The sequence below is a fragment of the Alcaligenes sp. LTN-3 genome, assembly GCF_059735605.1.
The window spans coordinates 267413-289929 of sequence record NZ_JCAPDN010000004.1 but is presented as its reverse complement, the minus strand read 5'-3'; the positions used below and the strand labels follow the sequence as shown (position 1 = coordinate 289929).

Sequence of the window (22517 nt, the reverse complement as noted above, 5' to 3'; positions counted from 1 at the left end):
CTGCTCCATCATATCCGGCAAGCCGCTTTTGTACTGGGGAAATCCTCTAGAAGCTTTCATCTGGAAATATCAATACCTAAAGAATTTTGACGTTATATTCTCAAGAGATAAAAAAACGGTAGCCCCCAGGGCTACGCTTGAGGAGACAAGATGTTGAACTTCCCCCGTCGCTTCCCATCCCGACTGACCCTTGGTGTACTGACCACCAGCGTCTTGCTGGCCGCCTGTGCCAGCACTTCTGTCAATGATCGCAGCGTCACCATCAAGCGCGACAGCTATGGCACGCCGCACATCTATGCTGACAGCACCTATGGCTTGTTCTATGGCTATGCCTATGCCGTGGCCACAGACCGTCTCTACCAGATGGAAATTGCCAAACGTTCAGGCTGGGGAACGGTGGCAGAGGTTCTGGGGGCGGATTTCCTGGAGCTGGATAAAGTCACCCACAGCAATATCGACCCGGACGCCATCCGCAAACAATTGGCCGCCCTGTCCAAAGAAGACCGCGCCATGTTTGAGGGCTATGCCGCTGGTTTTACCCAGCGTGTGCGCGAGGTGAAAGCCCAGCGCGATACCTTGATGCCCAAGGAGTTTCTGGACCAAGGCTTTGAGCCTTCTGAATGGCAGCCCGAAGACATTGCCATGGTCTGGGTTGGCTTGATTCTGAACCGCTTTTTTGCCGGTACGGCGGAAGTGGCCAACCTGAATCTGCTGGAAACCTTAAAGGCAGACCAGGGCGCGGAACGAGGCGAACAGCTCTACAAACAACTGCGCTGGCTCAACGACCCGACCGCGCCCACTATCATTGCTCAGCCTGAAGCCCGGACCGCCCTGGCTGATTTGCCTACGCATTTGCAGGCCCTATCCACACAAGCCGCACAGGACTATCTGCACAAACAAGCCGTGGCGCTAGGCCCCACTGTGGCCGCCGGCACACCGACGGCCAGCAATGCCTGGCTCCTGGGCCCCGAAAAGACGACTCACGGCCATGCCGTGCTGTACAACGGCCCGCAACAAGGCTGGTACACCCCATCCATTACCTATAGCGTCGGCTTGCACGGTGCCGGCTACGACCTGACCGGCAGCACCGCTGTTGCCCTGCCCGCCATTCTGTTCGGCACCAATGGCCAGATTGCCTGGGGTTCCACAGTGGGTTCACTGGACACCAACGACGTTTACCAACTGCGTTTGAAAGACGGTGATCCGCATAGCTACTGGTACAACAATGCCTGGCGCCCCATGGAGCACAAGCAGGTGCGCATCAAAGTGCGTGATCAGGACGATGTGACGCTGGACGTCTACCGTGCGGCTCAAGGTTATGTCAGCAGTTGGGATACGAAAAACAACACGGCCTACGCCAACCGCCGTAGCTGGCAGGGCCGGGAAATTGAAACCCTGCTGGGCTGGGCCCATGCGGCCAAGGCCAAGAACTGGGATCAATTCATGGCCCAGGCAGCCCGCGTCAGCGCCTCCATTACCTGGTTCTATGCCGACACCCAAAACAATATCGGTGCTGCTGCCTTGGGACGGTTGCCCCAGCGCCCGACCAATCAGGCCATCCAGTTCCCGGCCGCAGGCGACGGCAGCATGGAATGGCAAGGCTTTCTGAGCTTTGAGCACAACCCCAAAGTGCTGAACCCACAGCAAGGCTATATCGCCAGCTGGAACAACAAGGCCTACAGCGCCCTGCTGGCTGACAATGCCAACTTCTCTTACGTGGATCGAGTGCAGGAACTGCTGGCACCGCTACAAGCCAAGCAGCGCCTGAGCGATGAGGAAATCTGGGGCATCGACTCCCTGGGTGCGCGCTCGGATCTGAATGCGCGCTACTTCGCCCCCATCATCCAGCAAGCCGCCAAGCTGCCACATGCCAGTGCCCTGGCCCGTCAGGCTGCCGAGCAGTTGAAAGGCTGGGACTACAAGCTGCACGTCGCCAGCAACGGCAAGCATTACGAAGGTAGCGCCCCGGCTGTGATGCAGGCCTGGATGCAAGCCGCAGTCCCTGTATTCCTGAAAGGTCGTTTGCCTGACAGCGTCTACCAGACCTACACGCAAGGCCTGTACCCGGCCATGAATGACCCGCGTAGCGCCCAGCCAGCCGCTGCGGCCAAGCTGATCTGGAACGCTATCCAGGGCCCGGCGGCCGGGGTGCCACAAACGATTGATTTCCTGCAAGGTCGTCCCGCCCAGGAGCTGGTGCTGGACGCACTGGAACAAGCGGCCGCCTCCTTGCAGAAATCACAAGGCGCGCAAGCCCAGCAATGGCGTGCCCCCTCTGTTTCCATGCTGTTCGCGGCACGCAATGCGATTGGGGTGCCCTGGTCCGACCCTGCGTACGAGCGCCACATCATGCCTTATCTGAACACCGGCAGCGCCCGCTTCCAGTACGTGCTGGACCCTGCTGGCGTGCGTATGTGCTCGGTGATGGCGCCGGGACAAAGCGGTTTCATCAATCCCAAAGGCCAAGCCGACGTCCATCATTCGGATCAGCTTGAGATGTTTGCGGCTTTCAAGTGCAAGAGTGATGCCATCAGCGCTCAGGACATCGACCAGGCCAGTCAGGGCAGCCAAACCCTGCGCTACTAAGTAGTCCATCACAAACGGGGCCTGGAGCATTTGCCGCTCCAGGCCCCGTTTCTTTTTACGCAGTCCGGCACGCCTAATCCTTCGTCACCACCTGATTGCGACCAGCGCGCTTGGCGTCATACAAGCGCTGGTCAGCCTGCACCAGCGCCTCTTCAATGACCTGACCGGGTTGGCACACCGCCAAGCCCATACTGGCCGTAATCTGGAAAGACTCGCGGTCATGGTTGTAAAAGGTTTGTTCCTGCACCTGACGCAAGAGCAAATCCGCAAAGCGCAACGCCTGCTCATCACTACGCCCGGCCAGAATCAACACGAACTCCTCGCCACCATAACGGGCCGCCAAGTCATGGGGTCCCAGATGCGCCTTGAATAAAGACGCGGTACGCGTCAAGACATCATCCCCTACCGAATGGCCGTGGGTATCGTTGATCTGCTTGAAATGATCCAGATCCACCATCAACACATGCAGTTTTTCCTGGACTGGCCCCTGCCCCAACTGACGACTGACCGCGCCCCGGTTCAGCAAGCCGGTCAAGGTATCGTGGGTAGCTTGTCGATATAAACGCAACAAAAGCCCCAGATGAAAATAATTGGCGGTCAGGGCAACAACCAGCAAGGCACTCAACAGCCAAAGATCCTGCAAACCTTTCGCGGTCATCCAGGTTCCCGAGCTGACGCTGGCCAAAATTTGCAAGGCAATCAACGCGCCCCCTACCAACGCAGATTCCAGCAAGGTAAAGGGAAAAATACTTAAGGTCGCGACCAACAGGAAAGGGATAAAGCCGTAACCCAGAACCACGTAATGCCCAGCCCCCGAGAGCGTCAGCAGCATATACGCGTAAAAAGAGGCTGGCAAAATAAAGACCAGGCCACTCAACACATAAATACGGGTAATGCGCTGATGGCCATTAAACGCTAGCCATACACACGCGATCAGTCCCCCCAGGCTTAACACACGCACCGCCATTAAATGTGTAGGCCAGCCGGGCAAAACCAGCCAATCCATCAAAGTCCAAAGGGGAGTCAGCAAGGCAAATAGCAAGCCAACTAATACGACACGGCTGCGTAAATATTCCATTCGGGCATGAATGAAGTCACGAGAATGGTATTTCCCGCTCAGTGTGTCGCGCACCGAGCTGATACTGATCGCTTGCAAGTTTTTCCAACCTTCCAGAACAGTTCCCATCAATCAATTCGCCAAGAAGAAACAAAATAGCATGATGGCAATTTTTAGTTACATGCATTTAAAAAACAAGCTGTCAGTTCTTTCAGGGTCAGCCCATGCTGACCCCGGCTTACCATCACACCGTGTGAGGCTGCTTGCTCATCCAGCTAATGACCTCCTCCAACATCGGTTCACCCGAATCCTGGGGGCGCCACAACAAACCGAGCTGACCATGCAAACGCGGGTCGCTCCAGTCCAGCTCCAAGATACACAGCTCCGGGTAGACCGGCACCATGCTGCGCGTCATGGGCACTAAGAAATCACTGCCCACGGCTACACGCGCATTGGTATGCGCGTAGGCAGACTCGATCGCACAAGTGGGATACGACAGGCCTTTGGCATCCAGGCTCAGCTCGAAACTGCGCCGCATGGGACTGTTTTTGGGGGGCAATATCCAGGGATACTCCAGCGTCTGCTCCCAGGTCACTTCATTTTGCCGGGCCAAAGGGTGATTGCGGCAAGCGGCCACCCCCAAAGGCACCATCCCCAAGGGCAAATACGCCATCGCCGGGTTGCGACCGGCTTCGTCCACACGGCCAATGACCAGATCCAGCTCACCCTGCTCCAGATTGCGACTTAACACATCCAGCGTGCCTTCCTGAATCCGGATATGGCATTGCGGATCGCGCTCGTACAGATACACCAACAGTTGCGGCAAATAAACTGCAGCCACCATAGGCGATATACCCAAGGTAAATTGCTGGCGAAATCCCTGCCTGTATTGCTCCAGCGTCGCGTTCATGCGATCAAGGCGGTTGAGCACCCCTTGGGCCTGGGAGACCAGCGCCAAGGCTGCCGGCAAAGGCTCAATACCGCGGGCATGGCGCTCGAATAAAGGCATACCGATACTGTCTTCAAAGTCCTTGAGCCATTTTGACAAAGCGGGCTGGGTCATATTGGACTGCCGGGCCACATCGCTCATGCTTTTCTGTTCGCACAAACGAATTAAAACCTGCAGATGCTTTAAGCGAATGCGTTCACTCCAGCTCATGGCTTACCTATATGAAAGAAGTATATATACCTGCAAGTTATTCAATTTAACATTATGGCTACTGCTTCCATAATGGGTATACCCGAAGCTACAAAATAGGCACGTCATGTCTCAGTCAGTACCCAATTTTTTATTAATCATTGCGGATCAACTCCGTGCGGACCATTTGGCGTGTTACGGCAATAAAGACATAAAAACGCCCAATCTGGATGCCTTGGCCGCTCGTGGTTGGAGTGCTGAGCGATTTTACGTCGCCACGCCGATCTGCATGCCCAACCGGGCTTCCCTGATGACAGGCCGCATGCCTTCGGTACACGGTGCGCGTCACAACGGCGTTCCCCTACCACTGGACTCCACCACTTTTGTCGATGTACTGCGTCAGGCAGGCTGGCGCACTGCGTTAGTGGGCAAGGCACATCTGCAAAATATAACGGATACCCCCCCGCTCTACCCACGCCCGGATGATCCGCCGACCAAGGGTGAAGCCCGCCCCCCCCTGCCAACCAACGATTACGGCCAGGAATGTGGGCAATGGTGGCGCGATCGCGCAGATCACAGTGTGCAGCTCCCCTTTTACGGCTACGAGCACGTGGACTTGGCCATTGACCACGGCGACCAGGTCTGGGGCGACTATGGTCGCTGGCTGCAAAATGAACATCCTGAAATTGCCGCCCTGTCCGGCCATGAAAATGCCATCCCGACTCCCGACTACGCGCTAAGCCGCATTGGCCAAGCCTGGCGTACCCGTGTGCCAGAAGAGTACAGCACCACGGCCTGGATTGGTGAGCGCACCCGCGCTGTGCTGGATAAATATGCCCAGGAACAACAGCCTTTCTTTATTCAGTGCTCCTTTCCCGACCCCCATCACCCCTACACGCCGCACGGTCAATACTGGGATATGTACAAGCCTGAAGAAGTCAGCCTGCCCGACTCCTTCCACCTAAGCCCCCATCCCCTGCCCGCACACCTGCAATTGCTGCACCAGTTGCGCGATGACGGCAAAGCGATTAAACACACTCCCACACTGTTTGCCTGCTCCGAACGCGAAGCCCGCGAGGCGATTGCCTTGAACTACGGTTCCATCACGCATATCGATGCCGAGATCGGGCGCATTCTGGACCATCTGGAGCGCACCGGCCAGGCGGAGAACACCATCGTCATGTTCATGAGTGATCATGGCGACTTCATGGGCGACCATCAACTCCTGTTGAAAGGCCCTGTGCATTACCAAAGCATTATTCGCAGCCCCTTTATCTGGTTTGACCCAAAGGATGCGAAATCTCAAGGCACAAGCACGATGGTCTGTTCTACCATTGACGTCGCGCCTACGGTTCTGCAACGTGCAGGCCAGTTACCCTACAACGGTATTCAGGGTCGTTCCTTGCTGAAAGTGATACAGAACGAAGCCGTGGATTGGCGAATAGGCGTATTGATTGAGGAAGAAAACCAGCGCAAGCTGTTCAATACGCCTATTCGCACCAAGCTGCGCTCGCTGGTCACACAGCAGCATCGTCTAAGTCTGTACGAGGGCGGTCAAATCGGAGAGCTGTACGATCTGCAAGCCGATCCACTGGAACAACATAATTTGTGGAATGAACCTGACGCGCAAACGTTAAAAACAACGCTTTTGTGTCAATTGATCGACACCATGATGGCTCACAGCGAAACCAGCCCCCTGCCTTTGGCGATAGCGTGAGATAGACACTGTTACCTACCCCTATCTGGAGACCTCTATGCCCATCTTTTCCTTGCTGCGCAACGTAAGCATTTGTGCGCTGATCTTACCTTTGGCTACGCCAGTCCAAAGTGCCGAGGTGGCCACACTTGTTGTCAGCTCCGCTGCAGGCGGCCCGCTGGATGTCCTGGGTCGCATGTTGGCCCGCGAAGCCACGGCAACCACCGGGCAAACGATTGTGGTAGAGAACCGCGCGGGCGCAGCAGGCATGATTGCAGCCGAGGCGGTGGGCCGGGCCAAACCCGACGGCAATACCTTGTTGCTGACGCTGGACACCGTTGCCACGGCCAATCCGCATATTTACGTCAACAGCAAATTCAAGGTTGGGGAGTCTCTGGACCTGGTGTCTTTGCTGGGCACCTTTGACCAGGTTCTGGTGGTTCCCAGCAAGACTGGTATCACAACACCTGCCGAGTTTCTGGAGCGTGCCCGCGCCAAACCCATGAATTACGGCTCTGCCGGCATGGGCTCGCCAGGGCATTTGATGATGTCGGCCTTGACACAAGATAGCGGGATCAAGCTGGATCACATTCCATATCGCAGCAATAGCGCTGTGGTCAATGATATGTATGGCGAGCGTCTGGACAGCGGTTTTCTGACGATTGCCGGTGTTTTGGGGCCGATCAAGGAAGGTTTGCTCACGCCATTGGCGACTTCTGGCGGCAAACGCAATCCTTTATTGCCTGCAGTCCCTACATTGGCCGAAGCAAAGTTACCAGGCCTGGAAAACTTTAACGAGAGCTTCTCGTACCTGGTTTTCACCACCAAGGGTTCGCCTCCAGAGAAAATCAAAGCATGGAACGACTTGCTGAGCGATATCGTGAAACGTCCCTCTACCGCCGAGACTTTGCGGATGCTGGATATTCAAGCCTACGATTCGTCCAAGGTTTCTCCAGCACAATGGGTGCAGCAGCGGAATGCGCGCTGGGAGCAGATTGTGCGGGATAACAATATTCGCTCTGATCAGTAATTGTTGGAATTACAGCCCCTGGTTTCAGGGGCTGTTTTTTTTGGGGCTGCGTAGGTGTTGCTGAGGGCAGGCTCAATGCTTGATGGCGAGGCAGCTCGCAAAAAGAAGGGAGCAGGAGCAGGGAGCCGGTTAGTGCAGGTGTAGCAGTGGTCGGGCTGAGCACTTGCCGGTGCTGCGCACCGGTGCCCTTGTCAGGAGATAGCTACGGGCGCATCCTGAACTGGCGGGGTGGTTCGTCCCCCGGACGATCCACAAGCGCCCCGCTCAAACAGCAGGATGCTTGCACCCCTACGCTATCTCCTGACCGCGGCAAGTACTCTGATCCGCCCGACCACTGCTACACCTGCACCAACCGGCAGACTCACACTACTCTGTTCCCTTCTTTTTAAGAGCCAACTGAATGGCTTAGTGCGGTATGAGATTTACTGTTTTTATGTCCCGTTGATAGTGCGAGGTCAATGGCGCCAGAAGTGACCGACAACAACAACAACAACAACAACAACAACAACAACAACAACAACAACAACAACAACAACAACAACAACAACAACAACAACAACAAATACCAAAGCCAAAGCCAAAGCCAAAGCCAAAAAGAGTAGCGCCCAAAAAACTTAAAGCCCCCTCCGGCATCATAAAAAAGCTACTTAACCCCCACCCACTTTTTCTTCAACTCCAATCACCTCGCCTATCACTCACGTATTCAAACCAAGCTCAAGGCCTGCCTGAAGCATCCCAAAAAACACGAAATCACCGTTCAACAAATCCAAACCTTTTCTCCTCTCCAGTGCTGTTTGGGCTATGTACACGATGTAGCTTGTTTTCTTGTGGGGCCCGTGTCCGGCTTGTCGGGCGAGTCAGGACTCTTGCCGCGGGCAGTGTGACGGGGCGGGATGCAAGGGTCGTGCTGTTTGAGGAGCACGCTTGCGGTTTGTACGGGGGACAAATCGCGCTCCGAGTTCACGACCCGCCCGCCCCGTCACACTGACAAGGGAACCCACGCGCAGCGTGGGCAAGGGGCCCGCCAAGACAAGCCGGACACGGGCCCCACAAGAAAACCCTCTCGCTCCCCCGCATAGCCCAAACAGCACGATCAGAAGAAAGCCGCTGCATCGCCACAGCCCCAGTCACCTAAGTTCTGCCATGCCGCCGCCTTTTAGCTCATCAAGGTAATGACGCCCTTGTGAACCAACAGCAACAGCAGAACCAGAAGCCAGCCTTAATCCAGGCTGATCCCCGCCCGAGTCACAATGTCATGCCAGTAATCCGCCTCCGCAGGCAGCCCTTTCCGAAACTCCTCGGCCGACACCTTGGACAGCAAATACCCCTGATCCAGTAACTTCTTACGAATCTCGGGATCAGCCAGCACTTTCTCCAAAGCCCCTTCAATCTTGGCAACGATCTCTGTATCCGTCCCGGCAGGCACAGCCAAAGCCCACCAGTTGCTGATCACCACATCCTTGTAGCCCAGTTCCTCCATCGTGGGGACATCAGGCAAGGCCGGGAAACGCTCCGGCAGGGCAACAGCCAAAGCCTTCAACCTCCCCTGCGGCAGAAAAGCTGCCCCCAAACCATAGCTGCTGACAAACATCTGCACTTCATTGCTCAACAAAGCCTGGATCCCCGGTGCCGAGCCTCGGTAATGAATCCCCAACATATCGCCTTCCAGAACCGCAGACAACTTCCAGGCCGATAGCTCGGGCGTCGTGCCTGCCCCCGGCGTCCCGTAGTTCACTTGCCCTTTGCGCTGCTGAACATAATCCCGGAATTCAGCCATATTCTTGACGGGCAACTCTCCATTCACATAAACAAACGCCGCCGCATCCGCCACCTTATTGATCACATACAAATCCTTGAATGGGTCATAGCCCATGTTCTTGTACAAGAACTGATTGATCACAAAATTATTGGTCGCCGAAAACAGCAAGGTGTAGCCATCCGGCTTGGAGCGCGCCACCATTTGCGTGCCGATATTGCCACCTGCGCCAGTCTTGTAATCCGTAATCACCGTCTGTCCCAACTCCCGAGACAGCTCAGGCTGCAAGATACGGAAAATAATGTCACCCGCCGCTCCTGGAGGGTAAGGAATCACTACCTTTACAGGTTGCTCGGGATAATCCGCCCAAGTCGGCCCTACCGTCGCCAGGCCAAGTGCCGCCGCAAGGCACGCCACAGTTTTCTTAATTACTTGCATCTTGTCTCCCTCCACGCGCCTTTTACAGGTCTATGCGCATCAAATCCGTTGCCAAGCGCAAATCGCCTTTGTAGCTTTTGCGAATATCCCGAGCTACTTCGTCCAGGCGCTCAGGCCCCATTAAATCAACCGGCAAATGATTACCCGCCGCACGTTTAATCACCGGACTGGTGGAGTCATAATGCCCAAAATGAGTGGCCACTAAACTCTTCACATTGGCTTTACAAGCGATTTCACCCAACTGCAAAGGGCTGGTATGCGCAAACGTTCCTACCCCTGATTCCTCACGATGCTTCAGGAAAGACTCGGGAAAGGTGCATTCATGTATCAGCAAATCGGCATCCTGCGCCAGCCGTATCATGGACTCGCAAGGAGCCGTATCGCCACTGAACGCCACAACCTTGCCTTCGGCCTCCATACGAATACCAAAACAATCCGTAATTTCGGTAGGAATGTGATCCACCACATCAATATAGATTTTGACGTCCTCGTCCTCATACATCAGGCCGGGCTCCACCTCGAAGACCTCCGGGCGTACGGCAGCCATGTTTTTTTGACGAGCCGGATAAGCTGCCCGAGCTTGAATATCCACACGAAACGCCCCGTTCTCGAAAGAATGATCCACAAAGTCCTGAGTCCCCTTGGGGCCAAAAACCTTCAGCCTGCCTTCGCGGTTGAAAACCCAGCTAGACAAGACAAAAAACGGCAAACCGCAGACATGGTCATAGTGCAGGTGACTTAGAAACACCCAAGGCACATCAGCCGGATTGATATTGGCCTTCACCATCTGACGCGTGGACCCTTCGCCGCAATCAAACAGGTAATTCTTGCCGTTATCCAGCGTCACCAAAATGGACGACTGGGCACGGTCCGGATCAGGCAACGCAGCGCCGGTGCCAAGCATGGTTATCTTCACGTAAAGCTCCTTCAAGCAGATAAAAACATCCGGCACCAGAACAGTGCCTCTTCGATAAAGTCATAAAGTTCTATTTTTAGGACTTTATGGAAAAAGTGTACACCTCGCCACTCAGCGGAATAACTTGGTGTTTTTACCTAGGAGTGTCGTAAAGGTGCGTTGCGCTTGCGATGACAGGCTTAAAAGCCAGGGGCCAGTTCAGTCTGGATACTGAGATATTTAGCGGGATAAAAGACCTGCGCCGCATAAACCAGTTGATTCGCACGGTTCATGATCAGGCGGATCACCCGCACGACCGGCATACCAATATCCATGCTCAAATGGCGCGCCAGATCGGCATCGGCTACCCGCACGGTAAGTGTTTGACGAACCGTATGAATCTGCTCACGAGCCAGACGATTCAACACCAGCAGCACAGGTTCCTGGCTCAATTCAGGTTGCAGTGTCTGAGCCAAGGTATTTAACACGTAGACCGTATTCAAGCTGTACGCCACACCATCGGCGTAATTGACGCGGCTGGTCCACCAATATTCATCAGGCAAGGACTGGCCCGTAATCTCTATGGGCAAGGCCCCTGCCCCGTGGCCCAGCTCCACCATGACCGAATCCAGACGCGTCAAATGCTCGATCAGAGCGTCCCAGTTGGTGGGTAGCATCAGCCAATGATCCTGAGCTACATCGCCAATGACAAAGGTCCCTTTGCCACGAGTGCGTTCAATCAGGCCTTCATTTTCCAGCTCGTCCAGCGCCGCCCGCACAGTTGCACGCGAGACGCCGTATTCCTGCATCAGCTCCTCCAGCGTAGGAATACGCGTCCCCACCGGCCATTCGCCACGCTCCAGGCGCGCTCGCAAGGTATATTTCACCTTGAGCGACAGAGGCAATTTGGACTGTTTGCGCAGTGAAGAACGTGTGGGATCAACCATACAAAAAGGCAACCGAGCACAGGAAAGTGACAAGTTCACATCATAGCCTGCGAGGCGAGAAGCCGGAGATATCCCAAAAAGGTTTAATCTTGAACAAGCAAGGCGTTTATTTTCGCAAAAGTTGGCAAACGGAAATTAAACGGATCGGATACATTATCCCAATCATTGCTTAACTCTTGATACGAGCCCGAGCCCATGGATGTTTTGCCTTCCTCTGCCTCGCACTTGGCCCAAATTTACCTACTCGGTTCCTACCGACTCCTGGTTCAAGGACAATGCCGCGCACAAATCATTAATTACGATAAAGCGCGTATTTTATTGTCCATACTGGCTTTAGCGCAGGGAAAACCAATCAGCCGCAGCCGTCTGGCCGAAACGATCTGGCATGAAGACCCCATCAGTGTAGGCCGTGCTCGTTTGCGCCACGCGCTGCATGCCTTGCGCCGCGCCTTTGAGGGGTGTGACCAGGCCCTGCACATTACCAACGACACCCTGGCCCTGGACCCCAATCGTGCCCAAGTGGATGTGCTCAGCCTGCTGCAACACCCCAGCCAGCCTGCCCTTAGCGATCTGGAGCGTCTGAATCTGTATCAGGGCCCCTTGCTGGGACAAGTGAAACTGCATCATGGCGAACAGTTGCAAGACTGGTTGCAGGATACACAACACACTATTCGGCAAACCCTGTCTCAATGTCGTGACCGGTATATCCAGTCCGGTCTGAGATCTTTGCCCACACCACAAGCAATCAGCTACCTTAAACGCTGGCTTGTGATCTGGCCTGAAGAAGAAAAACTGCACCAAGAACTAATTCGTCTGCTCAAACAAGAGGGCCAGCACGAGGCCGCCCTGCATGCTTACGAACAATGCTCCGTCTTGCTGGCCGACCGTCTGGGCTGCGAGCCCAGCGCCCAGACGCGCAACTTGGTGGATCTGCCCGTGCGCTCGGCGTCCAGCCCGGTCAAATCCTTGTCGACGAAAGTCAGCCTGCAGTTGCGTCCCTTGGCGGCAGTGGGTTTGTGCCTGCGCTTTGAACCCAGCCACCGCCACGCCCGCGAAAGGGGAGGTCAACTGCTGGAGCAAAGCCGCCAGACGTTGCGACATTTGATCGAACAACATGGTGCCTGGCCCTGTGAAGCTGGCCCCAATCAGTTGATCGCTTATTTTGGGTATCCAGAATTGCTGGAGTCACCCATCACTCAGGCGGTCGTATTGGCACGCGTTGCCGCGACCCTGCGCCTGGATGAGCACATTACGCTGAGCATCGCCCTTCATGCCGATCTGGCCATGGACGAGCAAAGCGCCTGCCCAGACCCCTGGGGTCAATTGGCACAAGTCGTCTTGCCCTTGAGCTGGCAGGCCGCTCCCGGTGCACCACGCATCAGCGCACAGGCTGCCCTACGTCTGGCCAGCAAAGATATTCAACCCTCTGCAGGTCGCCAAAATGAGGCCCTGTGGCTGAACCTAAGCCCCTCCGACACAGACCACGCGCGTTTGACCAGCCGCGTTTATGGTCGGTCACAAGAGTTCGATCATCTGGTGCAAGCCTGGTCACATATCGGCTCGAATCGCACCTTGCATCACATCGCCATTCATGGTCGCGCGCATATTGGCAAAAGTCTGCTGGTGCAGTCTCTGGCGGACTATGTACAAAAAACCGCCCACCCCTGCATTATGCTCACTTGTCGTGAAGACAAGCGTCGTGTGGCCTGGCACCCGATTCGCCTCTGGCTGCACGAGCAAATTGCCGATTACATCACCTCGCAAAATGGCAAGCAGCACGATCCCTTTTCCGTTCAAATCTTGCAAGAAACGCTGGAAATCAGCCCCAAACAGGCCCAGTCCCTGCACCAATGGTTAAACCATGGCCCTGAAGAACAAGAACTGAACGAGCCATCCACCGCTCACATGGACTTGCTGTTCAACCTGCTCAGTGGCACAGGCAATTCGCCTCGCCGTCGCTTACTGATTATTGAAAACGTGCAATGGGCCGACCCGCCTACACAACGCCTGATCCGCTTGCTGGCACACACGGCCCCCCGTCACCCGACACTATTACTCACGACCAGCCGCAAACCTGGTCACGGTCTGGAGCGTGCCGAGCACCTGAGCTTGCCTACGCTGGATCGCTCCAGCATCAACAGCTTGCTGAGCAATCAGCGCGGCCAGCGACTGGCGCGTGATAAACGCAGCCGCCTGGTTAAGTTAAGTGCGGGCAACCCGGGCCACGCCCATGAGCTGCTGCGCTGCCACGAACTCAATAGCGAATGCAACGATGCCTTGTGCCTGACCGACCTGATCTGTACCCAATACCACAGCCTCTTGCCCGCAACACGCCACATTCTGACCAGCATTGCCTTGCAGGAGGAACCCATCGCCATTGACGAGCTGGCCCTGATGTTGCGTCTGGAGGGCACGACCTTGAGCGGTGGCCTGGATACGCTGGCTACGCTGGATTTGATCGATGTACATGACAAGCAGGTATCCTGTCTTCCCCTGGTGTCCCAGGCACTGAAACGCGTGGCCATGCACGAAGAGTTGCGCCAGGCCCACTACGCCATTGCCCAGCACGGTATACGCCGTCGTCATGCACCCGAGCAAATTGCTTGGCACCTGTGCGAGGCTGACAGCGCGGAGGCCGCATTTTGGTGGCAACGTGCCGCCCGCGAAGCCTTGGCACAAGACGACCTGCGTCAGGCCAGCCAATATCTGCAACGCTGCTTGAACCGCAGCGACCTGATCGACGACCTGCAGGTACGCCAAACCCTGCAGTTTGAATGCCGCATGCTGCAAGGTGCCATTGAATCGTCCCTGTATGGCCCGGCCTCAGCGTCTACCGCCATGGCTTATGAATTGGGGCATGGCTTGCATGACGAGCATGACTCCGATCAGGTCATGATCAGTTTATGGACAGCCTGGACGGCCTTTCAAGCCCAAGGTAATTTTGAACAAGCTTTGCAAAAAGCGCGCCAACTGCTGGCCCTGGCCAATGAAACCAGCCACGATCAAAACCGCAGTTGGGCTTTATATGCAATTGGTCAGCACGAGCTATGGAAGGGAAATGTCACCAATGCCATCCAGACACTGAACCTGAGCCTGGCCGTCTTTGATGACCTGAAGGAACAAAACAGCCGTCAAGCCATTGCCCAGCACTTCCCGCAATCCATTACCTTTGGCACCCTGAGTGTGGCTCTGGCCTTGAAAGGCAATATGGAAGCGGCACAGCAGCACACTCATCTGGCCTTGCAAAGCCTGCGTTCAGACACCGCATTTTCCCTGCGCGCCATCACTCATTTGTTCGTGATGCAGGCCCACTATCTGATGGAACAGCTTGAACACTGTCAGCAAGTGGCCGAGCTGTCCTTGCAAGAGCTACAAAGGTCGCATAACCCCGAGCCATGGTCTGCCCTTAGCCGCTCTTACCTGCACTATTGCCAGGTGATGCTGCATGGTCGGGAAACCAGCCTGCAATCACTACTCGATTGCGTACAGACTGCACAGTACGGGCTGCCCATCAGCACCGATGGCCTGATGTGTCGAATTGCCCGCGCCATGATCCGCCTGGGACGCAGCAATGAGGCCATGCCCTGGCTAGACAAGGCCGCCGCTCAAGGCCTGCGCTATGACACAAACAGTTTGCGTGCCGAGCTGCACTGCGTACGTGGTGATGCCTGGATGGCGCTGGGTGAAAATGCACAAGCCTTGCAGGAATGGAATCTGGCTGAACAACACATGGAAAAATACGGCCTGCACCGCTACACAGACTGGATTCAGACACGCAGACAGGCAGTGCAAAGGCTCAAAGTCTAGTTAGCAAAAAATGCAGCCTGATTTACATGCCCCCAAGGACTTCGCCTTGTCCTTGGGGGCATGGCACATCAATAGTCGATAAACAAATCTGGCTTACAGCAGCCACTCGATCGGCAGGACAGACAAGACTCCGACTCCGGCTCGCCGCCAGATGCTGGCATTGGGCTCGGAGGTAAAAAAGCGCTCAGTACCGTCTTCGTTTAACTGAATCCATACCAGGTCGCCATTATCATCCAGTTCGACACGATAGCTACGGTAAGGCAAGACTTCCTCAAAGCTCCTGGACAAGGCTTGCGCCATTTCAGGGCTTTCGATAATAAAGCCCAGTTCCGTATTCAAATTGACCGAACGCGGATCGAAATTAAAGGACCCCACAAACAAGCGTTTGCCATCCACGGCAAAAGTCTTGGCATGCAGGGCCGAGCCCGAACTGCCAAATGGCCCCGAGCCATGACGGGTAGGTTTGTCCGTGGTGGGCCGCAGCTCCAGCAACTGCACCCCTGCCTCCAGCAAGGCTTTGCGTCGCTTCGCATAGCCCGCATGCACCGCAGCTACGTCCGTAGCCGCCAGAGAGTTGGTCAAAACACGCACCTTCATGCCAGGCCGTTGCATCATCGCCTCAAAAGCGCGTACGCCCGCCGCCGTAGGCACAAAATAAGAGGACACCAGATCGACCTGACTGGTGGGTTTGCCCAGCACATGGTCCATTTGCCAGACCATCAACTGCTCCGGATTGACCGGGCCCAAAGCCTTGGCCGGGTCATCACTGATCATGGTGGTACGCGCCCACTGGAAATCCAGCTCGCCGCGCACCAGATGGCTGACCAAATCCGATTCACGCAGCACCTGCTGATAATCCTTGGCGCGTGGCTGCTCCTGAGCCTCTTGCAACTGCGCCTGAAACGTCACCAGTGCTTGCGAACCACCTGTTTTGATCAGAGTATCGACCGGATAGGCCGACTGACTGGCCCAGTAGCGGTCGAAATCCTTGGAGACATCCTGTACCACGGCACCAATGGCCATCACGTCCAGGTCTGCAAACAACACGTCCTGGGTCGCGCCGAAATACTCATCACCCACATTGCGTCCACCAATAATGGTGACCTGGTTATCGACGGTAAAGGACTTGTTGTGCATGCGCCGGTTCAGACGGGAAAAATCCATCAGGAAGCCCAGGGATTTAGGCCAGCGCAACACAAAGGGGTTGAACAGGCGCACTTCGATATTGGGATGGGCATTCAAGGCAGATAAAGAATCATCCAACCCCGTAATGCCATTGTCGTCAATCAACAAACGTACGCGCACGCCACGCTCCGCCGCTTGCAACAAAGTGCCCAGCATCAAGGTGCCAGTGGTATCACCCCGCCAAATGTAATACTGCACATCCAGCGTTTTCTGGGCGGCAAAGGCCAGCAAGGCGCGGGCGGCATACGCGTCGTGCGGATCAAACAAAGGGTAAATGCCGGACAAGCCAGGATGCTGCTGAACCATGGGAGTCACCGCCTGGCCAATCATAGTGTTCCGGGCCTGATCCAACGGCAAAGCCTCGCTGTGGCTACGGCCCTCCAGCGAGGGCAGAGCGCAGCCTGTCAGGCCGGCCAGCAAGGCTCCACCCGCCATCAGGCTGCGCCAGAAAAAGGACGGAGCCTGGCCCGTAGAACGGGGTATTGTCGGCTTGTTGGCGGGGTCGATTTTCATGGGAGCATCTCTGTGGTCATGGACATCGCTCCACATAGTAGCACCGCCCACCCAAGGCATATTGACCACGATATGCAAGCAATACTTGCAGCCAGTGACAGAGCGGACAACAATAAAGCAACCCCTCGCACTTTAAACTTGAAATAAGCAGCATGCCCCCCGCCACATCCCCTACCTTACTGCCCCGCCACCTTGCCATTATTTTGCTGTTAATGCTGGGCAGCTCCTTTGCCGCCAACCATATTGCAGCAAAAGTCGCACTGGACCATGGTACCGGGCTGATCATCTCGGTTATTTTCCGCTCCGCCGTGGCTACTCTGGCCTTGAGCATGCTGCTCATCTGGCGCAAACAAGCCTTGCATGTGCCGCGTCAATATCTGGGCTGGCAACTGTTGCTGGGCGCGCTGATCACCATGCAGTGCATGCTGATCTACTCTTCCATCGCGCGTATCCCCGTGGCCCTGGCCTTGCTGGTGGCCAATATGTACCCGATTCTGTTGGCCTTGTTGACCTGGATACTGGGCGGGCACAAACCGACTCGCAAGACCTCCATCATCATGGTGGCCATTCTGATTGGCCTCTTGCTGGCGCTGGACACCCCCAGCCTGATTCAGGGCGCAACGCTGGATGGGCAATGGGTGCTGGGTGTGGTGTGCAGCCTGCTGACGGCCCTGACGTTTGCCATGGGTCTGTGGGTTACAGAAAATAAACTGGCCCCTCTGCCCGGTCTGGTGCGCAGTTTCTGTACCATCAGCCAAACGCTGGTCTGCCTGATTGCGCTCAGCCCCCTGGGACTGCTGCCCGGTGGTTCTGCCTTGCCCCATGACGCCACAGGCTGGATTGCCCTGTCACTGGTCTGTGTGCTGTACACCACGGGCTTTGTCACCCTGTTTGTGCTGGCTCCCCGACTGGACATGACACGCAATGCCCCCTTCATGAACATGGAGCCGGTGGCATCCCTGATTCTGGGCTGGCTGATTTTAAAACAGACCTTGAACTCCACTCAATTGCTGGGTGGAGCGGTGGTGCTAAGCGGGATTGTGGCGCTGGCCTACCAACGCTCCCCACGCAAGTAAGCCTTAGGCCCTGGATAAAAGGCGCTGCCAAACACGCGGCAGCACGGCGATCAAATCCTCCGGAATCAGGCCGGGACCAAACTCCAGGGCGGCTTGTGAATGCAGCCAAACAGCGGCACCCGCTGCCTCAAAAGCAGGCATGCCCTGGGTCAGCAGACCGCAGACAAGGCCTGCCAAGACATCCCCGCTGCCCCCAGTGGCCAGCCAGGGCGGTGCGCAGGCATTGATCAAGGCCCGCCCATCCGGCGCAGCAATGACAGTATCCGCACCCTTCAGAACCAGCACGGCACCGCATTGTCGAGCGGCCAAACGCGCCGCCTCCAACCGATCCGGTGCAGTTTCAAAGACGCGGGCGAACTCTCCTGCATGAGGGGTCAGTACACACTGCTCATGCAAGGCATCGAGCAATTCCTGCGGCTGCTCTGCAAAGCTGCTGATGGCATCGGCGTCCAATACACAAGGCCGCTCGGTAGCCAGCAAGGCCAGGGTCAGGCGACGGGTTTGCTCGCCCAAGCCTGCCCCCGGCCCGATCAGCCAGGCGCGAATACGCTCGTCCGTGGTCAAGGTGTCATCAAGGGGAGCCACCATGATGCTGTCCAATGCGCCGGCATACACCGGCCAGACCGAAGGTGGCACGGCCATGCTGACCAGCCCTGCCCCTGCGCGTTGCGCGGCACGCGCTGCCAGACGGCTGGCTCCGGTCATCTGTTCGCCCCCGACCACCAAAGCATGCCCACGCGTATACTTATGGCTCTGGGCCCCCAACTGCGGCAGATGAGCCTGCCACAAGGCCGGTTCATTCAACCAGGTATTGGCCTGTTGCAAGGCTGGCGCTGGCATACCGATGTCGGCCAATTCCAACTTGCCGCATAGGGTTCGCCCCGGATACAGAACATGGCCCGGCTTATAACGGACAAAGCTGACCGTCACCGTGGCAGGGGCGAGCACACCGCGTACCTGCCCGCTGGCACCATCCAGACCCGAAGGCACGTCAATGGCACAAACAGGAACCTTGGAAGCCGCCAGGGACTGGATCAAGGCGGCGGTGTCGCCTTCTACGTCGCGGTCCAAACCCGCACCCAATAAACCATCGACCACCACGGAAAAACGTCGGAAATCCGGACATTGTCTTTCCCAGCGGCCTTGCCACTGGCTTTGCGCCCAAGCTGCTGTCCCCTGTCGCACGGACGGGTCCACCAGGCTGAACACGGAAACCACTCGCCCTTGCTCCCGCAGAATCTGCGCGGCCACCAAGGCATCACCGCCGTTATTGCCCGGCCCGCACAAGAACAGGACGGCTCCTTGCGGCCAGTGTCGCTGCACGGTACGCGCCACTGCACTGGCAGCGGCCTGCATCAATTGCTCGATAGATACCCCAAAACCCGGTGCCGCCGCATCCATGCTGGCGCACTGTGCCGGGTTGTACAGAGCCTCCTTTCCTGGGGGGGCACTCAGGGGCAAAAAACCATACTGGGACACAAAGGGCATGAGGGGCTCACAAAGACAGAAATCAAAACGTCCCTACGCTGCACGGGCTTGTCACCCGCTGGCGGCCTGCTGACAACAGCAGGCGTCAGGTCCTGGGCGGCCCGGAGACAAAAAAAGAACGGGTCGCCGCCCGTTCTCTTATCTTAGTGCGAATTGTCTGAATGCAGAACTGTCACGCAAGCCCGTCTCTAGGCCGACAACTGCTCTTGTCTATCCTTGACAGAGCCTACTGACAACTCGCGTGGCACCTGCACCCCGTTCTTGACCGCAATGATCTCGGCCATGATGCTGACAGCAATCTCCGCCGGGGTCTTGCTGCCTATGTACAAACCAATCGGGCCTTTGAGCTTGTCGATCTCCTGGGCCGTCAGGTCAAAGTACTCGGCCAGGCGCTCACGGCGACTTTGGTTATTACGTCGTGAGCCAATCGCCCCCACATAAAAAGCACTGCTTTTGAGCGCCTCCAGCAAGGCCATATCGTCCAGCTTGGGATCGTGCGTCAGGGCCACAATAGCCGTGCGCCGATCCGGCACGCAGGCAATCACCTCATCGTCCGGCATCCCGCTGACCACGCGTACCCCCGCCACGCTCCAGCCTTGAATATGCTCACGGCGCGGATCGCAGACCGTCACATCAAAGCCATTGAACAAAGCAATGGTCGCCACGTATTCAGACAGTTGCCCGCCGCCGATCAACAAGAGTCGATAAGACGGCCCAAAGGTCACAGACAGACAATCCTGGCTTAACTGCAAAGCCGCCGGAACACGGGTGGCACTGCCCCAGGCACGGCCAGTGTGCAGGTCCACATGGCGTTGCACCAGATGACGTTGCTCCAACAAACCGAGCAGGTCCGACAGCGCTTGGGGGCAAGGATTGAACTCCACCAGCAGCCGGATCGTCCCACCGCAAGGCAGGCCAAAGCGATGCGCCTCATCCGCACTGACGCCATACGTCAGCAACTGGGGACGGCCATCGCCATGCAGGCGTTTATCCGCCCCGTCGGGGTCGTGATAGGCGCGGATCAGATCATCCTCGATACACCCGCCTGAAACCGATCCGACCACCGTCCCGCCCTTCTCCAGAGCCATGATGGAGCCCTCTGGACGGGGGGACGAGCCCCAGGTCTGCACAACCGTGACCAGGATCGCATCACGTCCTTGTGCGCGCCACGCGTGCAACTGGCGCAATACCCTGACATCCAGACTCTCCATAGGTGTCTCCTGTGTTTACTTGAATACCGGCATACCGCCGCCGTCACCCGAATCACCAAACGGATTCAAGTCCGCACCGTATTCAGCCTGCATCTCGATCTTGACCGTACTAGGATCCACTGTCACACCCGTTCCCTTGTAATGCGTCACCATGCCTGGGAACAGCAACACCACGGCAATCATGACAATCTGAATGCAGATAAAGGGTACGGAGCCCCAGTAAATATCGCCTGTGGCCACACCTGGGATCTTCTTCTGGGTCACTTTATCGACGTACTCATCCTTGGGCGCCACCGAGCGCAAATAAAATAGTGAGAAGCCAAATGGTGGATGCATAAAGGATGTTTGCATATTAACGGCTAAGAGCACACCAAACCAGATTAAATCGATGCCCATCTTGTCGGCCACCGGCCCCAACAAAGGCACGATGATAAAAGCCAGCTCGAAGAAATCCAGGAAAAAAGCCAGTACAAACACCAGCACACTGACCAGAATCAGAAAGCCGTATTCACCGCCGGGCAGGTCAAGCAGCAGGTGCTCCACCCACAGATCGCCATCGACACCCCGGAAGGTCAGCGAGAAAATGGTGGAACCGATCAGAATGAACATCACAAAGCAAGACAGCTTGGCGGTGGTATCCATGGCTTGCTTGAGCAGATCAATACTCAAACGACGACGGCTGACCGCCATCAGGATCGCACCCACCGCGCCCATGGCCCCTCCTTCGGTTGGCGTTGCGATACCCAGAAAGATGGTCCCCAGCACCAGAAAGATCAGGCCCAGGGGCGGAATCATGACAAACACCACGCGTTCGGCCAACACCGACAGCAGGCCCAGCTTCAGCCATTTGTTGATCAGCGCCATTACAAAGGCCACGCCGCCCACCAGCAAGATGCAAATAACGACCTTCTCGTCTACCGGACCATTGGGATCAACCCAAAACTCATCCAGCACATAACCGGCCACCAGCGAGATCAACAACAGCACGCACAAGGAGCGTGTACCCGAACGGCCATTGGCCTGCGAGTAAGTACGATGCTCGGCAGGAATCGGAGGCACGTCCTTGGGGCGCAAGACAGCCAGAATCAAAACATAAAGCAGATAAGAGCAGGTCAACACCAAGCCTGGCACCATGGCTCCACGGTACATATCGCCAACCGAGCGACCCAACTGATCAGCCAGCACAATCAGCACCAGAGAGGGCGGAATGATCTGCGACAAGGTCCCTGACGCCGCAATCACCCCGGTTGCCAATCGTCGGCTGTAGCCGTAACGCAGCATGATGGGCAAGGAGATCAGGCCCATGGAAATGACCGACGCCGACACCACCCCTGTGGTTGCCGCCAGCATGGCCCCCACAAACACCACAGCAATGGCCAGGCCACCCGGCATGGAGCCAAAGAGCTGACCAATCGTATCGAGCAGGTCTTCCGCCATGCCCGACCTCTCCAGAATCAGCCCCATGAAAGTAAAGAAGGGAATCGCCAGCAAGGTATCGTTGGCCATGATCCCAAATACCCGCAGCGGCAGCGCCTGGAACAGGGACCAGTTGAACAGGCCCATTTCCACGCCGATCAGACCGAACACCATCCCGTTGGCAGCCAGCGCGAAGGCCACCGGAAAGCCCAGCAGCAAGAAAACAATCAGTGATGCAAACATCACCGGCGCCATATTAGCGATAAATAAATCCATCA

At 56.4% G+C, this 22517-nt stretch carries 15 protein-coding genes; 5 read left to right on the top strand and 10 right to left on the bottom strand.

The features are described 5' to 3' along the window. The first annotated feature begins 150 nt into the window (after positions 1 to 150). Positions 151 to 2586 carry a penicillin acylase family protein gene (locus AC6I6N_RS17755; protein ID WP_497943697.1) on the top strand — a complete coding sequence of 812 codons (2436 nt, stop codon included), beginning with the start codon at positions 151 to 153 and terminating at the stop codon, positions 2584 to 2586. Positions 2587 to 2659: 73 nt separating this feature from the next. Here the strand turns inward: AC6I6N_RS17755 and AC6I6N_RS17750 are convergent, their stop codons facing one another. Then, positions 2660 to 3772: a GGDEF domain-containing protein gene (locus AC6I6N_RS17750; protein ID WP_230019459.1), complete on the bottom strand. Its 1113-nt coding sequence runs from the start codon at positions 3770 to 3772 to the stop codon at positions 2660 to 2662. A 115-nt stretch (positions 3773 to 3887) separates the two neighbouring features. Beyond that, entirely contained in the window at positions 3888 to 4802 is a 915-nt protein-coding gene (locus AC6I6N_RS17745) for a LysR family transcriptional regulator (RefSeq protein ID WP_094197622.1), read from the bottom strand. A gap of 106 nt (positions 4803 to 4908) precedes the next feature. Between AC6I6N_RS17745 and AC6I6N_RS17740 the strand changes: the two genes are divergently transcribed. Then, positions 4909 to 6498: a sulfatase family protein gene (locus tag AC6I6N_RS17740; RefSeq protein ID WP_497943696.1), complete on the top strand. Its 1590-nt coding sequence runs from the start codon at positions 4909 to 4911 to the stop codon at positions 6496 to 6498. Positions 6499 to 6535: 37 nt separating this feature from the next. Further along, positions 6536 to 7507, top strand: coding sequence for a Bug family tripartite tricarboxylate transporter substrate binding protein (locus AC6I6N_RS17735; protein ID WP_094197624.1), 972 nt, complete (start codon positions 6536 to 6538; stop codon positions 7505 to 7507). Between the two features lie 455 nt (positions 7508 to 7962). On the opposite strand, the gene AC6I6N_RS17730 is transcribed toward AC6I6N_RS17735, so the two are convergent. The 4 genes from AC6I6N_RS17730 to AC6I6N_RS17715 all read right to left on the bottom strand — a co-directional run bounded on the left by AC6I6N_RS17730 (position 7963) and on the right by AC6I6N_RS17715 (position 11543). Then, complete coding sequence (locus AC6I6N_RS17730; protein WP_497943695.1) at positions 7963 to 8100, bottom strand: hypothetical protein; 138 nt, start codon at positions 8098 to 8100, stop codon at positions 7963 to 7965. Positions 8101 to 8726: 626 nt separating this feature from the next. After that, entirely contained in the window at positions 8727 to 9701 is a 975-nt protein-coding gene (locus tag AC6I6N_RS17725) for a Bug family tripartite tricarboxylate transporter substrate binding protein (RefSeq protein WP_094197625.1), read from the bottom strand. A gap of 22 nt (positions 9702 to 9723) precedes the next feature. Beyond that, complete coding sequence (locus AC6I6N_RS17720; protein ID WP_094197626.1) at positions 9724 to 10617, bottom strand: MBL fold metallo-hydrolase; 894 nt, start codon at positions 10615 to 10617, stop codon at positions 9724 to 9726. Between the two features lie 179 nt (positions 10618 to 10796). Beyond that, positions 10797 to 11543, bottom strand: a complete 747-nt coding sequence (locus AC6I6N_RS17715) for a GntR family transcriptional regulator (protein WP_094197627.1) — start codon at positions 11541 to 11543, stop codon at positions 10797 to 10799. A 195-nt stretch (positions 11544 to 11738) separates the two neighbouring features. Here AC6I6N_RS17715 and AC6I6N_RS17710 point away from each other — a divergent pair, with 195 nt between their 5' ends. After that, complete coding sequence (locus AC6I6N_RS17710; protein WP_395029603.1) at positions 11739 to 15350, top strand: ATP-binding protein; 3612 nt, start codon at positions 11739 to 11741, stop codon at positions 15348 to 15350. Positions 15351 to 15443: 93 nt separating this feature from the next. Here the strand turns inward: AC6I6N_RS17710 and AC6I6N_RS17705 are convergent, their stop codons facing one another. Beyond that, the gene (locus tag AC6I6N_RS17705; RefSeq protein ID WP_108728611.1) at positions 15444 to 17048 is read right to left on the bottom strand and encodes a phospholipase D family protein; all 1605 of its coding nucleotides are present in this window, start codon (positions 17046 to 17048) and stop codon (positions 15444 to 15446) included. Between the two features lie 152 nt (positions 17049 to 17200). Here AC6I6N_RS17705 and AC6I6N_RS17700 point away from each other — a divergent pair, with 152 nt between their 5' ends. Continuing rightward, positions 17201 to 18124 (top strand): EamA family transporter, encoded by a 924-nt coding sequence (locus AC6I6N_RS17700; protein ID WP_094197630.1) that lies wholly within the window; start codon positions 17201 to 17203, stop codon positions 18122 to 18124. A gap of 3 nt (positions 18125 to 18127) precedes the next feature. Here AC6I6N_RS17700 and AC6I6N_RS17695 read toward each other — a convergent pair whose 3' ends face one another. The 3 genes from AC6I6N_RS17695 to AC6I6N_RS17685 all read right to left on the bottom strand — a co-directional run bounded on the left by AC6I6N_RS17695 (position 18128) and on the right by AC6I6N_RS17685 (position 22515). Beyond that, positions 18128 to 19612: an NAD(P)H-hydrate dehydratase gene (locus AC6I6N_RS17695; RefSeq protein WP_108728610.1), complete on the bottom strand. Its 1485-nt coding sequence runs from the start codon at positions 19610 to 19612 to the stop codon at positions 18128 to 18130. 188 nt (positions 19613 to 19800) lie between these two features. Further along, positions 19801 to 20823, bottom strand: coding sequence for an XdhC family protein (locus AC6I6N_RS17690; protein WP_125278105.1), 1023 nt, complete (start codon positions 20821 to 20823; stop codon positions 19801 to 19803). A 15-nt stretch (positions 20824 to 20838) separates the two neighbouring features. Next, entirely contained in the window at positions 20839 to 22515 is a 1677-nt protein-coding gene (locus AC6I6N_RS17685) for a TRAP transporter large permease (protein ID WP_094198425.1), read from the bottom strand. Positions 22516 to 22517 lie beyond the last annotated feature (2 nt).